The organism is Aurantimonas sp. NFXS3 (assembly GCF_049132005.1).
GTDB classification, from domain to species: Bacteria; Pseudomonadota; Alphaproteobacteria; order Rhizobiales; family Rhizobiaceae; genus Aurantimonas; species Aurantimonas coralicida.
Window position 1 is genome coordinate 177,139 of record NZ_JAGDDZ010000001.1, and the last position, 13,210, is coordinate 190,348.

12 protein-coding genes and 1 tRNA gene are annotated in these 13,210 nt (G+C 67.3%); 9 read left to right on the forward strand and 4 right to left on the reverse strand.

Going from position 1 to position 13,210, the window contains the following annotated elements; translation table 11 throughout:
• The first annotated feature begins 30 nt into the window (after nucleotides 1-30).
• The 6 genes from fba (at nucleotide 31) to J3367_RS00755 (ending at nucleotide 5,496) form a co-directional block, all read left to right on the forward strand.
• Entirely contained in the window at nucleotides 31-1,113 is a 1,083-nt protein-coding gene (gene fba, locus J3367_RS00730) for a class II fructose-bisphosphate aldolase (RefSeq protein WP_024349211.1), read from the forward strand.
• Nucleotides 1,114-1,287: 174 nt separating this feature from the next.
• Nucleotides 1,288-2,748, forward strand: a complete 1,461-nt coding sequence (locus J3367_RS00735; protein WP_024349210.1) for a form I ribulose bisphosphate carboxylase large subunit — start codon at nucleotides 1,288-1,290, stop codon at nucleotides 2,746-2,748.
• Between the two features lie 114 nt (nucleotides 2,749-2,862).
• The gene (locus J3367_RS00740; protein WP_024349209.1) at nucleotides 2,863-3,285 is read left to right on the forward strand and encodes a ribulose bisphosphate carboxylase small subunit; all 423 of its coding nucleotides are present in this window, start codon (nucleotides 2,863-2,865) and stop codon (nucleotides 3,283-3,285) included.
• A 128-nt stretch (nucleotides 3,286-3,413) separates the two neighbouring features.
• Entirely contained in the window at nucleotides 3,414-4,355 is a 942-nt protein-coding gene (cbbX, locus tag J3367_RS00745; protein ID WP_029702687.1) for a CbbX protein, read from the forward strand.
• Nucleotides 4,356-4,376: 21 nt separating this feature from the next.
• Nucleotides 4,377-5,057 (forward strand): ribulose-phosphate 3-epimerase, encoded by a 681-nt coding sequence (gene rpe / locus J3367_RS00750; RefSeq protein WP_024349207.1) that lies wholly within the window; start codon nucleotides 4,377-4,379, stop codon nucleotides 5,055-5,057.
• Nucleotides 5,058-5,190: 133 nt separating this feature from the next.
• Nucleotides 5,191-5,496 carry a hypothetical protein gene (locus J3367_RS00755; protein WP_024349206.1) on the forward strand — a complete coding sequence of 102 codons (306 nt, stop codon included), beginning with the start codon at nucleotides 5,191-5,193 and terminating at the stop codon, nucleotides 5,494-5,496.
• Between the two features lie 54 nt (nucleotides 5,497-5,550).
• On the opposite strand, the gene guaB is transcribed toward J3367_RS00755, so the two are convergent.
• On the reverse strand, nucleotides 5,551-7,056 hold the full coding sequence (guaB, locus tag J3367_RS00760) for an IMP dehydrogenase (protein ID WP_024349205.1): 1,506 nt from the start codon (nucleotides 7,054-7,056) through the stop codon (nucleotides 5,551-5,553).
• Nucleotides 7,057-7,247: 191 nt separating this feature from the next.
• Between guaB and J3367_RS00765 the strand changes: the two genes are divergently transcribed.
• Nucleotides 7,248-7,487 carry an excalibur calcium-binding domain-containing protein gene (locus J3367_RS00765; RefSeq protein ID WP_024349204.1) on the forward strand — a complete coding sequence of 80 codons (240 nt, stop codon included), beginning with the start codon at nucleotides 7,248-7,250 and terminating at the stop codon, nucleotides 7,485-7,487.
• A gap of 67 nt (nucleotides 7,488-7,554) precedes the next feature.
• On the opposite strand, the gene J3367_RS00770 is transcribed toward J3367_RS00765, so the two are convergent.
• Entirely contained in the window at nucleotides 7,555-8,592 is a 1,038-nt protein-coding gene (locus J3367_RS00770; protein WP_024349203.1) for an MBL fold metallo-hydrolase, read from the reverse strand.
• A 193-nt stretch (nucleotides 8,593-8,785) separates the two neighbouring features.
• Here J3367_RS00770 and J3367_RS00775 point away from each other — a divergent pair, with 193 nt between their 5' ends.
• On the forward strand, nucleotides 8,786-10,174 hold the full coding sequence (locus tag J3367_RS00775; protein ID WP_024349202.1) for an MFS transporter: 1,389 nt from the start codon (nucleotides 8,786-8,788) through the stop codon (nucleotides 10,172-10,174).
• Nucleotides 10,175-10,205: 31 nt separating this feature from the next.
• Here J3367_RS00775 and J3367_RS00780 read toward each other — a convergent pair whose 3' ends face one another.
• Together J3367_RS00780 and J3367_RS00785 are read right to left on the reverse strand one after the other, a co-directional pair.
• Nucleotides 10,206-10,973 (reverse strand): RlmE family RNA methyltransferase, encoded by a 768-nt coding sequence (locus tag J3367_RS00780; RefSeq protein WP_024349201.1) that lies wholly within the window; start codon nucleotides 10,971-10,973, stop codon nucleotides 10,206-10,208.
• Complete coding sequence (locus J3367_RS00785) at nucleotides 10,970-12,295, reverse strand: Ppx/GppA phosphatase family protein (protein ID WP_244495397.1); 1,326 nt, start codon at nucleotides 12,293-12,295, stop codon at nucleotides 10,970-10,972. The genes J3367_RS00780 and J3367_RS00785 overlap by 4 nt, the downstream gene beginning before the upstream one ends.
• Nucleotides 12,296-13,104: 809 nt before the next feature.
• Here J3367_RS00785 and J3367_RS00790 point away from each other — a divergent pair.
• Nucleotides 13,105-13,178: transfer RNA gene (locus tag J3367_RS00790), tRNA-Gln, on the forward strand.
• Nucleotides 13,179-13,210: the final 32 nt, after the last annotated feature.

Below are 13,210 nucleotides of genomic sequence, written 5' to 3' on the forward strand. Positions count from 1 at the left end.
ACCGGACCGGTTCAGGAGGGACATCTAGACATGGCAAAGATCACACTGCGCCAGCTTCTCGATCACGCCGCCGAGAACGGCTACGGCGTGCCTGCCTTCAACATCAACAACATGGAGCAGGGTCTGGCGATCATGGAGGCGGCCGCGAAGAGCGACGCCCCCGTCATCATGCAGGCGTCGCGCGGCGCCCGGTCCTACGCCAAGGACATCATGCTGGAAAAGATGATGGAGGCCCTGGTGGAGATGTTCCCCCAGATCCCGGTCTGCATCCATCAGGACCATGGCAATGACGAGCAGACCTGCCTGACGGCGATCCGCCACGGCTTCACCTCGGTGATGATGGACGGCTCGCTCGAGGCCGACATGAAGACGCCGGCCTCCTACGAGTACAACGTCGCGATCACCGAACGGGTGACGCGCATGGCGCACTGGGTCGGCGCCTCGGTCGAGGGCGAGCTCGGCGTCCTCGGTTCGCTGGAAAGCGGCGAGGGCGAGAAGGAGGACGGCCACGGCTTCGAGGGCAAGCTGTCGGAAGACCAGCTGCTCACCGATCCGGACCAGGCGGTGGACTTCGTGCGGCAGACCCATGTGGACGCCCTGGCGATCGCCATGGGCACCTCGCACGGCGCCTACAAGTTCACCCGCAAGCCGGACGGCGACATCCTCGCCATGAACATCATCGAGGAGATTCACGCCAAGCTGCCGAACACGCATCTCGTCATGCACGGCTCGTCCTCGGTGCCGGAAGAGCTGCAGGCCATCATCAACCAGTATGGCGGCCGCATGCGCGAGACCTACGGCGTGCCGGTGGACGAGATCGTGCGCGGCATCAAGCACGGCGTGCGCAAGGTCAACATCGACACCGACTGCCGGATGGCGATGACCGGGCAGTTCCGCAAGGTGGCCATGGAGAAGCCGGAGGAGTTCGATCCGCGCAAGTTCATGATCCCCGCCATGGACGCGCTCAAGACCCTCTGCCTCGACCGTTACGAGCGCTTCGGCTGTGCCGGTCAGGCCTCGAAGATCCGCGTATTGTCGCTCGACGCCATGGCCGCCCGCTATGCCGGCGGCGAACTCGACCCGCGCATCGAAGCGCACGCCGCCGCCGCCTGAGGCGACAACTCTCCCGGCCGGTAACCTGACCGGCCGGGCCCTGCGGCACCGAAACTGACAGCATTGCCTGAATGGACGGCGCGAAACCCCTTTCGCGCCGAAGGGAGACGCTTGTCCGAAATCCGCCGGAAACGGCGCTGCGGACGCAACCGGGATCAACGAAGGAGGACCGTCATGGATCAGGGCTCGCAGACCATCAAGGGCAAGGACCGCTACAAGTCCGGTGTCATGGAATACCGCAAGATGGGCTACTGGGAGCCCGACTACGAACCCAAGGAGACGGACGTCATCGCCTGTTTCCGGATCACGCCCCAGGACGGCGTCGATCCGATCGAGGCGGCGGCGGCGGTGGCCGGCGAATCCTCCACCGCGACCTGGACCGTCGTGTGGACCGACCGGCTGACGGCGGCCGAGAAGTACCGGGCCAAGGCCTACCGCGTCGACCAGGTGCCGAACACCGGCGACCAGTATTTCGCCTATATCGCCTACGATCTCGACCTGTTCGAGAACGGCTCGATCGCCAATCTGACGGCCTCGATCATCGGCAATGTCTTCGGCTTCAAGCCGCTGAAGGGCCTGCGGCTGGAGGACATGCGCCTGCCCACCGCCTATGTGAAGACCTTCCAGGGGCCGGCGACGGGCATCGTCGTCGAGCGCGAACGGCTCGACAAGTTCGGCCGGCCGCTGCTCGGCGCCACGGTGAAGCCCAAGCTCGGCCTGTCGGGCCGCAATTACGGCCGCGTCGTCTACGAGGCGCTGAAGGGCGGGCTCGACTTCACCAAGGACGACGAGAACATCAACTCGCAGCCCTTCATGGATTGGCGCGAGCGGTTTCTCTACTGCATGGAGGCGGTGAACAAGGCCCAGGCCGCCACCGGCGAGATCAAGGGCACCTATCTCAATGTCACCGCCGCCACCATGGAGGACATGTACGAGCGCGCCGAGTTCGCCCGGGATCTCGGCTCAAACATCGTGATGATCGACCTCGTCATCGGCTGGACCGCCATGCAGTCCATGGCCAAATGGGCGCGGCGCAACAACATGATCCTGCATCTGCACCGGGCGGGCCACTCGACCTATACCCGCCAGAAGACCCACGGCGTGTCGTTCCGCGTGATCGCCAAATGGGCGCGGCTGGCCGGTGTCGACCACATCCATGCCGGCACGGTCGTCGGCAAGCTGGAAGGCGATCCGGCGACGACCAAGGGCTATTACGACATCTGCCGGGACGAGTTCACCCACCGGAAGCTCGAGAACGGCATCTTCTTCGACCAGCCCTGGGCCTCGCTGAACAAGATGATGCCGGTGGCCTCGGGCGGCATCCATGCCGGCCAGATGCACCAGCTCCTCGATCTTCTCGGCGAGGACACCGTGCTGCAGTTCGGCGGCGGCACGATCGGCCATCCCATGGGCATCGCCGCCGGCGCGACCGCCAACCGGGTGGCGCTGGAATGCATGGTTCTCGCCCGCAACGAGGGCCGGGACATCGTCAATGAGGGACCGGAGATCCTGCAGGAGGCGGCCCGAAGCTGCACGCCGCTGCAGCAGGCGCTCGAGACGTGGAAGGACGTGACCTTCAACTACACCTCGACCGATTCCCCCGACTACGCGGTGACGGCGACGGCCTCGGCCTGATCCATCCCGCGTCAGGACGGGGCGAGCCTCCCAACGCCCCGTCCTCCCCATCGTTCGAACCCGGCCGGCGCGGCTTGCGAAGCCCGGCGCCGCAACTCGAAGAGGATATCAACCATGCGCATCACCCAAGGGGCCTTCTCGTTCCTGCCCGACCTCACCGACACGCAGATCACCGCGCAGATCCAGTACTGCCTCGACAATGGCTGGGCGGTGAATCTGGAGCACACCGACGACCCGCATCCGCGCAATACCTACTGGGACATGTGGGGCCACCCGATGTTCGACATCGCCGATGCGGCCGGCGTGATGATGGAGTTCACCGAGTGCCGCAAGGTCCATGGCGACCGCTACATTCGCATGTCGGCCTTCGATTCCACCGCGGGATGGGAGTCGGTGAAGCTGTCCTTCATCGTCAACCGGCCGGCCAACGAACCGGGCTTCCGGCTTCGCCGCTCGGAAATGGAAGGCCGCACCATCCGCTACACGACGGAATCCTACGCTGCCGACAGGCCGGAAGGCGCCCGCTACGCCGAGTAGTCGTCGGTTGAGCCGCTCCCTCTCCCGGCGGGGAGAGGGAGGATGCGGGTAGAGCAGCAGACGGGGAGGGCGGCTTCGCCCGCCATTCCAGCCTGTGACCGCTGCGCGATGGATTGAGGAGCAGGACGATGGATGCAGAATCCGAGACCCAGGACGCGCCGGGCGAGGACACGCCCACGGCCATCGATCTCCGGCAGGAATATCGCGATGCCGGCGTGGCCGATGTTCTGGACGAGCTCGACCGCGAACTGATCGGCCTGGCGCCGGTCAAGAAGCGCATTCGCGAGACGGCGGCGCTGCTGCTCGTCGAGCGGGCCCGCAAGCGGCTGGGCCTCGCCCACGACACGCCGACGCTGCACATGAGCTTCACCGGCAATCCCGGCACCGGCAAGACCACGGTGGCGATGAAGATGGCGAACCTCCTCCACCGCCTCGGCTATATCCGCAAGGGGCATCTGGTGTCGGTGACCCGCGACGATCTGGTCGGCCAGTATATCGGCCATACGGCTCCCAAGACCCGCGACATCCTGAAGAAGGCGATGGGCGGCGTCCTGTTCATCGACGAGGCCTATTATCTCTACCGGCCGGAGAACGAGCGCGACTACGGCCAGGAGGCGATCGAGATCCTGCTGCAGGTGATGGAGAACCAGCGCGACGACCTCGTGGTGATCCTCGCCGGCTATGCCGACCGGATGGACACCTTCTTCGCGAGCAATCCCGGCTTCCGGTCGCGCATCGCCCACCACATCGACTTTCCGGACTATTCCGACGACGAATTGCTGGAGATCTCGGTCGGCATGCTGGAGCGCCAGAACTACCATCTCACCGGGGACGCGAAGGCGGTTCTCGCCCGCTATATCGCGCGGCGCCGGACGCAGCCGCATTTCGCCAATGCCCGCTCGATCCGCAACGCCCTCGACCGGGCGCGGCTGCGCCAGGCCAACCGATTGTTCGAGCTGGACGGGGGGCCCTTGAACGCAGAGGCGCTTTCGCGCATCGAAGCAGCTGACATCGCCGCCAGCCGCGTCTTCGCCGGCGCGGACCCGGAACCGGCCTCGGCGCCGGGCTGACAGAACAGGCAGGAGACTGAAATGGCCAAGCCCGTCATCATCGCCCCCTCGATCCTCTCGGCCGATTTCGCGCGCCTGGGCGAAGAGGTGGTGGCCGTCGACCAGGCCGGGGCGGACTGGATCCATCTCGACGTGATGGATGGCCATTTCGTGCCGAACATCACCTTCGGCCCGCCGGTCATCAAGGCGGTGCGCGGCGCCTCGCAGAAGATCTTCGACTGCCATCTGATGATCGAGCCGTGCGATCCGTATCTGGAAGCCTTCGCCGAAGCCGGCTGCGACTACATCACCGTCCATGCCGAGGCGACGAAGCATCTCGACCGGTCGCTCCAGGCGATCCGCAATCTCGGCAAGAAGGCCGGTGTCTCGCTCAACCCGTCGACTCCCGAGGACGTCATCGCCTATGTGCTCGACCGGCTCGACCTGGTGCTCTTGATGACCGTCAATCCGGGCTTCGGCGGCCAGGCCTTCATTCCTTCAGTCGTGGAAAAGGTGCGGCGTGTGAAGGCGATGATCGGCGACCGCGACATCCATATCGAGATCGACGGCGGCGTGACGCCGGAGACCGCGCCGCTGGTCGTCGAGGCCGGCGCGAACGTGCTGGTCGCCGGATCGGCGGTGTTCAAGGGCGGCACGCCCGAGCATTACCGCGCAAATATCGCGGCGATCCGCGCGGCGGGGAGCGGGGCCGTCGCCGCCTGAGCGGATGGCGAACGGAGGAGTTGTCTCGACTGCCAGCGTCGTTAGCCGGACAGTGATTTCGGCGAGTTTAGCAAGGGAACCGACAGGAATATTCTCTCGTTCCGTCCTTGGCTATATCCGGGATGGAGAGTTGATGATGCCTGTTCAGAAGCTGAGAAACGGAACCGGGCGGACGCGGCACCTCGACAATCTCGTCGATGTGACGGAAATCCTGCAGGTCGATATCGCCAGGCGGGAGATCACGGTGCGCGATGCCGCAGGCCCGCGGATCGTTCCGGTACGCGAGAGCTTCTTCATGCGCTCGATCCCGCGACCGGGCGACGTCCTGATCGCCTATGCCGACGGCCATCTGTCCCATGCGCGGACCTGGCCGAAGCCGATCGCCAATTCGAACCTGGTGCCGCCGGTGCAGCAGACCGAGCGGGTCGCCCGGGTCTGACACTCGGACCGCTGCAGCGCTCCCGCGATAAGCAGGAAGCGCCGACTTCTCTTCTCAGACCAGTTGGCCCGGATAGTTCGGGCTCTCGCGGGTGATGGTCACGTCATGGGCGTGGCTCTCGCGCAGGCCCGCATTGGAGATGCGCACGAAGCGCGCATCGCGCCGGAAATCCTCCAGCGTCGCCGCCCCGACATAGCCCATGGCCGCCCGCAGGCCGCCGGTCAGCTGATGCAGCACGGCCGCGACCTGCCCCTTGTAGGCAACCTGCCCCTCGATGCCCTCGGGCACCAGCTTCAGCGTGTCGCGCACTTCCGCCTGGAAGTAGCGGTCGGCCGAGCCGCGCGCCATGGCACCCACCGAGCCCATGCCGCGATAGGCTTTGTAGGAACGGCCCTGGTGCAGGTAGATCTCGCCGGGGCTCTCGTCGGTGCCGGCCAGCAGCGAGCCGATCATCGCGGCCGACGCACCGGCGGCCAGCGCCTTGGCCAGATCGCCCGAGAACTTGATGCCGCCATCGGCGATGACCGGGATGCCCGCCTTGTTGGCTTCCTCGGCGGCGCCCATGATGGCGGACAGCTGCGGCATGCCGACGCCGGCGACGATGCGGGTGGTGCAGATCGAGCCGGGGCCGATGCCGACTTTGACGCCGTCGGCGCCCGCGTCGATCAGCGCCTTGGTGCCGTCCGGGGTCGCCACGTTGCCGGCGAGGATCTGGACCTCGTTGGACATGCGCTTCACCCGCGCGACGGCGTCCAGCACCTTCTGGGAATGGCCATGGGCGGTGTCGATGACGAGCAGGTCGATGCCGGCGTCGATCAGCCGCTCGGCGCGCTCGAAGCCGTCGTCGCCAACGCTGGTGGCGGCTGCCGCGAGCAGCCGGCCATGGGCGTCCTTCGAGGCGCTCGGATTGAGCTGCGACTTCTCGATGTCCTTGACGGTGATCAGCCCGATGCAATGGTGCTGGTCGTCGACGACCAGCAGCTTCTCGATGCGGTGATGATGCAGGAGCCGCTTGGCCTCGTCCTGATCGACATTGTCGCGGACCGTGATCAGCTTTTCCTTGGTCATCAGCTCGTGGATCGGCTGGCGATCGTCGGAAGCGAAGCGCACGTCGCGATTGGTCAGGATGCCGACCAGCCTGCCGCGGTTCTGACCGCCCGAACCGCCATTCTCGACCACCGGAATGCCGGAGATGTTGTGTTGGGTCATCAGCGCGCGAGCATCGCCCAGCGTCGCGTCGGGCCCGATGGTGACCGGATTGACCACCATGCCGCTTTCGAACTTCTTGACCTGGCGAACCTCTTCGGCCTGCTCGACCGGGGTGAGATTGCGGTGGATGACGCCGATGCCGCCGGCCTGCGCCATCGCAATGGCCAGCCGCGCCTCGGTGACCGTGTCCATCGCCGCAGACAGGATCGGGATGTTGAGCTTCAGCGTGCGGGTGATCGCGGTGCGCACGTCGACCTGGCCCGGCATGACTTCCGAATGCCCCGGCTGCAGCAGGACGTCGTCGAAAGTCAGTGCTGTGCCGCCGGTTGCGGTGTCGATGATGCGGGCCATGCCAGTCCTCTTGAACGATGCGTCCGCCGGCAGGAGCGCGAGTCGGCGGGAGAAGGATTGGCAAGGGCTGCTAGCACGCCATCATGACATTGGAAAGCGGGGCTGACATTCGGCACCCCCGTCCGCTTGACGCGGTGTGCCGGCTCTGGGAGATGGTCGTAAGGACAGCTTAGGAACGGTATCTTCCAGACATGACCATCGGACAATTCCGCGCATTGGGGCTGGCAGCCCTGATGATTCTGGCGCTCGGCGCCGAAGCCCATGCCGCCAGTTGCAAGAGCTATCGAAGCTGCCGTGAAGCCGTGATCGCATGGTGCGCCGGCCAGCATCCGCGGGCCGACGGGGACAATGACGGCATCCCTTGCGAGAATGTCTGCCGGTCGCGTGCCGATGTCGTGGCGATCATGGCCGAGATCGGCTGTTCGCGCTGATTCTGAGCATCAAGGACCGGGGCGGAGCCGATGGCTCCGCCCCGGTCTGGAAACGTCGGATCGCCGATCAGGCGTCCGCGTCGACATCCAGCTGGTAGGTTTCCGGAATGAACCGGTAGCCTCCGCCGTCCAGCTTTTCGGCATAGCCGATGGCCGGGAAGGGCATGTGGTAGCCGATGAACGGAATGCGTTCCTCGGCGATCCGGTCGAAGACACGCTTGCGGGTTGCGGCCGCCGCGTCCTTGTCTTGGTCGAACTTGACCTCCCAGTCCGGCTTCTGGAGCGAGGCGACGAAATGGTTGGCGGTGTCGGCGGTCAGCCACAGGCGGCGGTCGCCGGACGCGATCTCGAAGATCAGGTGGCCGGGGGTGTGACCGAAGGCCTCTATGGCGGTGATGCCGGACACGACCTCGTCACCCTCGGCGACGAAGGTCATCTTGTCCTTGAGCGGCACGACCATCTGTTCGACCAGCTTGGCGCCACCGGCCCGATCGCCGTTCCTGGCTTCGTCCGACGTCCACCAGTCGAACTCGGCCTGGCCGGCGACATAGCGGGCATTGCGGAAGGTCGGCTCGCCGCCGGTCATCAGGCCCTGGATGTGGTCGCCGTGGAAATGCGTGAGGACCACGATGGTGACGTCGTCGGGGCCGTAGCCGGCTTCCGCCATCCGCTCGACCAGCTTGCCGAAGCCGTTCTCCTTGCCGGACTCGCCGAAACCGGTGTCGAACAGGACGAGATTGTCGTCGAGTTCGACGAGAACCGGGGTGAAGCCGTTCACGAACTGGGTCTCGGGCAGGTAGTTCGCCCGCATCAGCTCGGCCATCGCCTCCTGGCTCTGGTCGGCGCCGAAGGTGGGGTAGGGGCCTTCGCCGGGCCGCAGGCCGTCGAGGATGGTGGTGATGCGGGCATCGCCGAGTTCGATCCGGTGCCAGCCCGGCGACGGCATGCGCGCCCGTTCGCTGGCCGCCGCTGCGGCCGTCGACTGGTCCTGCGCATGGGCTTCGCGGCCCTGCATGATGCCGGTCATGGCCGCGCCGCCGGCGGCTGCGAGTTGCAGGGCCGTGCGGCGGCTGAAGAGAGATCGTGCATCGGTGGGCTTGCTCATGGAAACCTCGTATCGTCGAAGATCGGAATGAGAATGGGTGCACGCATGCCAACTGGCCCGTCGAAGACGGCCGGCAACCATTCGCACGGCTTGTTGAAGAGGCGCCGGGCGGACGGGCTGCCATTTCGCCGGCTTCGGCCTATGTCTTCCCAGCGTCCCTAAGCCCGCCTTACCCATACCCCGAGGACCGCAGTTGAACCGCATCGTTCCGGTCGTGCTCGCCGTCGCGCTGTTCATGGAGAACATGGACTCGACGGTCATCGCGACCTCGCTTCCGGCGATCGCCGCAGACATCGGCACGAGCCCGATCGCGCTCAAGCTCGCCCTGACCAGCTATTACGTGTCGCTGGCGGTGTTCATCCCGATCTCCGGGCGGATCGCCGATCACTGGGGACCGAAGCTCGTCTTCCGGCTGGCGATCGCGGTGTTCGTTCTCGGTTCGCTCGCCTGCGCCATGGCGGATTCGCTCGGCGCCTTCGTGGTCGCGCGCTTCCTGCAGGGCATGGGCGGCGCGATGATGACGCCGGTCGGGCGGCTGCTGCTGGTGCGGGCCGTGCCGAAATCCGACCTCGTCGGCGCCATGGCCTGGTTCACTATTCCGGCGCTGATGGGGCCGCTGATCGGACCGCCGGTGGGCGGCGCCATCGCGACCTATGCCGACTGGCGCTGGATCTTCCTGATCAATCTGCCGATCGGCGTTGTCGGCATCTGGCTGGCCGGGCGGTTCCTGCCCAAGGTCGACCGGGTGTCGGGCGTGCATTTCGACTGGCCGGGCTTCCTCCTGTCGGGCTTTGCCTGCGCCGGCATCGTTTTCGGCCTGTCGGTGGTGTCGCTGCCGGCACTGCCGCCGGCCTTCGGTGTCGCCATGGCGCTCGCCGGCGCGGTCGCGGCGGGCCTGTTCGTGCGCCATGCGCGCCGCATCGACCAGCCGGTGCTGCGGCTGTCGCTGCTCAGGATCACCACGCTGCGCGCGGCCGTCACCGGCGGTGCGCTGTTCCGCATCGGCTCGGGCGCGGTGCCCTTCCTCCTGCCGCTGATGCTGCAGCTCGGCTTCGGCTATACGCCGCTGGAATCGGGCCTCGTCACCTGCGTTGCCATCGGCGGCGCCATGGCCATGAAGCTCCTGGCCAAGCCGATCCTGCAGCGCTTCGGCTTCCGCACCACGCTGGTCGTGACGACCATCGTCGGCGGTGCGCTGACGGCGGCGCTGGGCCTTTACCGGCCCGACATATCGCTGGCCGTCCTGATCCCGCTGCTGCTCGTCGGCGGGTTCTTCCGCTCGCTGTTCTTCACCTCGATCAACGCGCTGGCCTTTGCCGACGTGCCGCGCGAATCGACGGGCGACGCCACCGCGATGATGGGCGCACTGCAGCAGGTGGCGATCGCCACGGGTGTCGCGCTGGCCGGAGCAGTCCTCGAGATCGGCATGGTGATGTCGGGCCGCGACATGGCCGCGCCGGTGGATTTCTCCGCCGCCTTCCTCGTCGTCGGGCTGGTCACCATGTCGGCGGCCTTCGCCTTCATCCCGATGGGGCGCGAGGCGGGCAGCGAGGTGTCGGGCCGCCGGGTGCCGGCCGAGTAGGGCGGCACGGCTCCCGACACGTCAGAAAGCTTCAGCCGAGCGGGCCGGCGTCCTCGTCGGCCTGGTCATGGATCCGGGGATCTTCGACCTCGTCGCCCAATTCCTCGGCTTCGGCGCGTTTGCCCTTGAAGCTCTTGGCGAGGATGTAGAGCTCCACCGAGCCCTCGCGGGAGGCGGGCGGCTTGACGTGATGGACGCTGACGAAGTGGCGCTTCAGCAGCGTCAGCAATTCGCGCTCGGTGCCGCCCTGGAAGGTCTTGGCGAGGAAGTGCCCGCCCGGCTTCAGGGTGCGGATGGCAAAGTCGGCGGCGACGTCGCAGAGATGCATGGTCCTGATGTGATCGGTCGGACGATGGCCGGTGGTCGGCGCGGCCAGATCCGACAGGACGATGTCCGGCGCCTCGCCGAGGGTTTCCATCAGCTTGTCGGGCGCTGCATCGTCGAGGAAGTCCATCAGCAGGATCGTCGCGCCGGCGACCGGCTCGACCGTCAGATAGTCTATGCCGACGACCCGCACGTCCGCGGCCGTCGAGCCGGTGCGATCGACGGCGACCTGGCACCAGCCGCCGGGCGCCGCGCCCAGATCGACGATCCGGTGGCCGGGCTTCAGCAGCTTGTAGCGGTCGTCCATCTCGATCAGCTTGTAGGCCGCGCGCGAGCGATAGCCGTCGGCCTTGGCGCGCCGCACATAGGGGTCGTTGAGCTGGCGCTCGAGCCAGCGCCGGGACGAGAGCTTGAGCCCGCGCTTCTTCTTGACCTTGACGGTCATGCCTCGACTGTCGCTGCGTCCGCCGCTCATGTCCCGGTATTCCTTGTCGGATCCCTGCGGCGCCAGACGCCGTCAGCGACCATCATTTCCATCAGAAGGCCCTCGCGCAGGCCGCGATCGGCCACGCGCAGCGTCGGGGCCGGCCAGACCCTGCGGATCGCCTGCAGGATCGCGCAGCCCGCCAGTACCAGATCGGCGCGATCGCTGCCGATGCAAGGGTTGGCGATGCGTTCCTCGAAGCTCCAGCCGGCAATGCGGGCGACCAGCTCGTCGGCTTCCAGATCCGTCAGCCAGAGGCCGTCGACCTGGCGCCGGTCGTAGCGCTCCAGCTTCAGATGCACGCCGGCCAGCGTCGTGACGGTACCGGAGGTGCCCAGGAGGTGGAAGCGATCGGTGCCGACCAGCGCGCCGAGCTTGTCGCGGCCCTTGAAGCCGCGGATCATCTCGACGGTTTCCTGGATCATCGCCTCGAAGATCTCGGGCGTCACATCGCGGCCGCCATGGCGTTCGGCCAGGGTCACCACGCCGACCGGCAGCGAGGTCCAGGCGACGATCTGCTTCGACAGCCGGCGGGTGTCGCGACCGCGCAGGTCGAGCAGCGCGATCTCCGACGAGCCGCCGCCGATGTCGAACAGCACCGCGCCGCGGGCCGAGCGCTCGATCAGCGATCCGCAGCCCGACACGGCCAGCCGCGCCTCGGTCTCGCGGGAGACGATCTCCAGTTCCAGCCCGGTCTCGCGCGCCACCTGCTCGATGAATTCGGCGCCGTTGGCCGCGGCGCGGCAGGCTTCCGTCGCGATCAGGCGGCAACGCACGACATCGCGCGCCGACAGTTTCTGGGCGCAGATCGCCAGCGCTGCGATCGCCCGGTCCATGGCGCCGCGCGACAGGCTGCCGGTGCGGCTGAGGCCTTCGCCGAGGCGCACGATGCGCGAGAAGGCGTCGATCACCCGGAACTGGCCGGGCCGGGTCGGAATGGCGATCAGGAGCCGGCAATTGTTGGTGCCGAGATCGAGGGCGGCATAGACCGGCGCCCGCCGCACGGGCGGCGGCATGGGCGCGGCAGGCACCGCGGGCGCCGCGTGGTCGTTGGCTGCGGGGCGGGGGGCAGGCTGACTGAGCGGCGCGGCTGGCGAGCCGGTATCTTCATGGGCCGGCGCGGGCGGTCCGCTGGCCCCGGCAAAGCGCCGCGACCGGCGCCGACGCGGCTTGCGCCCCGGCTTAGGCCGCGCGGGTGGATCCGCCGGCGCCTCGTTCGCGGCGGTGTCCGCAGGCGCGTCGACGCGGGCCGCGGGCGGGGCCGCAGCGTTCTTGCCAGCCTTGCGCCGCCGGCGGCGCTTGCGCTTGGTCAGCGGCGCGCCGTCGACGGTAGTCGAGGAGGCAGAATCAGCCTGCGCGCCCGTCGGCGGCGCATCGGCGGATGCTCCGCGAGGGGCGGCTTCATCCTTGCGGGCGTGCGGCGTCGCCGGCTCGCTCGACCCGGATGTCTCGGGCGCGGAGGCGCGCTGCCCGGACGCGGCTCCTTGGCCGGGGCGGGCCCGTTCCTTTCGCTGATCCTTCCGTCCGGAGCCGGACGGGCCGCGCGGACCATTGTCGCCCGGCCCATCGGCATTGCCGGGTTCAGGGGCAGGGCGGTCGTTCAGGGTGTCCGCCGTCCCGCGCTCATGCCCGTGCCGGGCTCCTTCGTCCGGTGCAGAAGCCGACCTGCCCGCGCTCCGCGCCGGGCTGTCGGCGCTGTCCGGCGCCTTCGCCGACGAATGCACCGCCGTGCGGCGTTCCGGACCCGTCGCGGCGTCGGGCGAGGGCGTCTCGGCATGCGGACGATAGGCCGGGGCTCTGGGCCTTCCGGCTGGAATCAACGATGGACGGTTTCTCCCACCGATTTCATGGTCACTCACACTGTCTCTCCGGCGCCGCGCTCGAACGGGCAACGCCTCAGGTTGCTTGGTTAAGGCGAGTGTACCAAGCCGGGGGTGAGGTGCAAGGGCAGGCGAAAAACGGGGCGACGATTGCCGCCGGAAGCCCCGGTGCCAGGCATCTGGAGGGCCGCCGAACGCGCGCATGACGCCGGATGCGAAATTTTCCCCGACAAAGGGTTCACAGCCGCCCCTCACATGAGTATATGGAGGCCGTCACGCCGCGGCGACGCTCGGCTGACCGTTGGGGAATAGGTTAACGGTAGACCCACGGACTCTGACTCCGTTAGTCCTGGTTCGAATCCAGGTTCCCCAGCCAGTCTATCTCAAGTCATTGTAATCGCTATTGTT

What these genes read in the sequence shown, in the direction of transcription:
- fba (WP_024349211.1), top strand. Translation starts at nt 31, where the DNA reads ATGGCAAAGATCACACTGCGCCAGCTTCTCGATCACGCCGCCGAGAAC.
- J3367_RS00735 (WP_024349210.1), top strand. Translation starts at nt 1,288, where the DNA reads ATGGATCAGGGCTCGCAGACCATCAAGGGCAAGGACCGCTACAAGTCC.
- J3367_RS00740 (WP_024349209.1), top strand. Translation starts at nt 2,863, where the DNA reads ATGCGCATCACCCAAGGGGCCTTCTCGTTCCTGCCCGACCTCACCGAC.
- cbbX (WP_029702687.1), top strand. Translation starts at nt 3,414, where the DNA reads ATGGATGCAGAATCCGAGACCCAGGACGCGCCGGGCGAGGACACGCCC.
- rpe (WP_024349207.1), top strand. Translation starts at nt 4,377, where the DNA reads ATGGCCAAGCCCGTCATCATCGCCCCCTCGATCCTCTCGGCCGATTTC.
- J3367_RS00755 (WP_024349206.1), top strand. Translation starts at nt 5,191, where the DNA reads ATGATGCCTGTTCAGAAGCTGAGAAACGGAACCGGGCGGACGCGGCAC.
- guaB (WP_024349205.1), bottom strand. Translation starts at nt 7,056, where the DNA reads ATGGCCCGCATCATCGACACCGCAACCGGCGGCACAGCACTGACTTTC.
- J3367_RS00765 (WP_024349204.1), top strand. Translation starts at nt 7,248, where the DNA reads ATGACCATCGGACAATTCCGCGCATTGGGGCTGGCAGCCCTGATGATT.
- J3367_RS00770 (WP_024349203.1), bottom strand. Translation starts at nt 8,592, where the DNA reads ATGAGCAAGCCCACCGATGCACGATCTCTCTTCAGCCGCCGCACGGCC.
- J3367_RS00780 (WP_024349201.1), bottom strand. Translation starts at nt 10,973, where the DNA reads ATGAGCGGCGGACGCAGCGACAGTCGAGGCATGACCGTCAAGGTCAAG.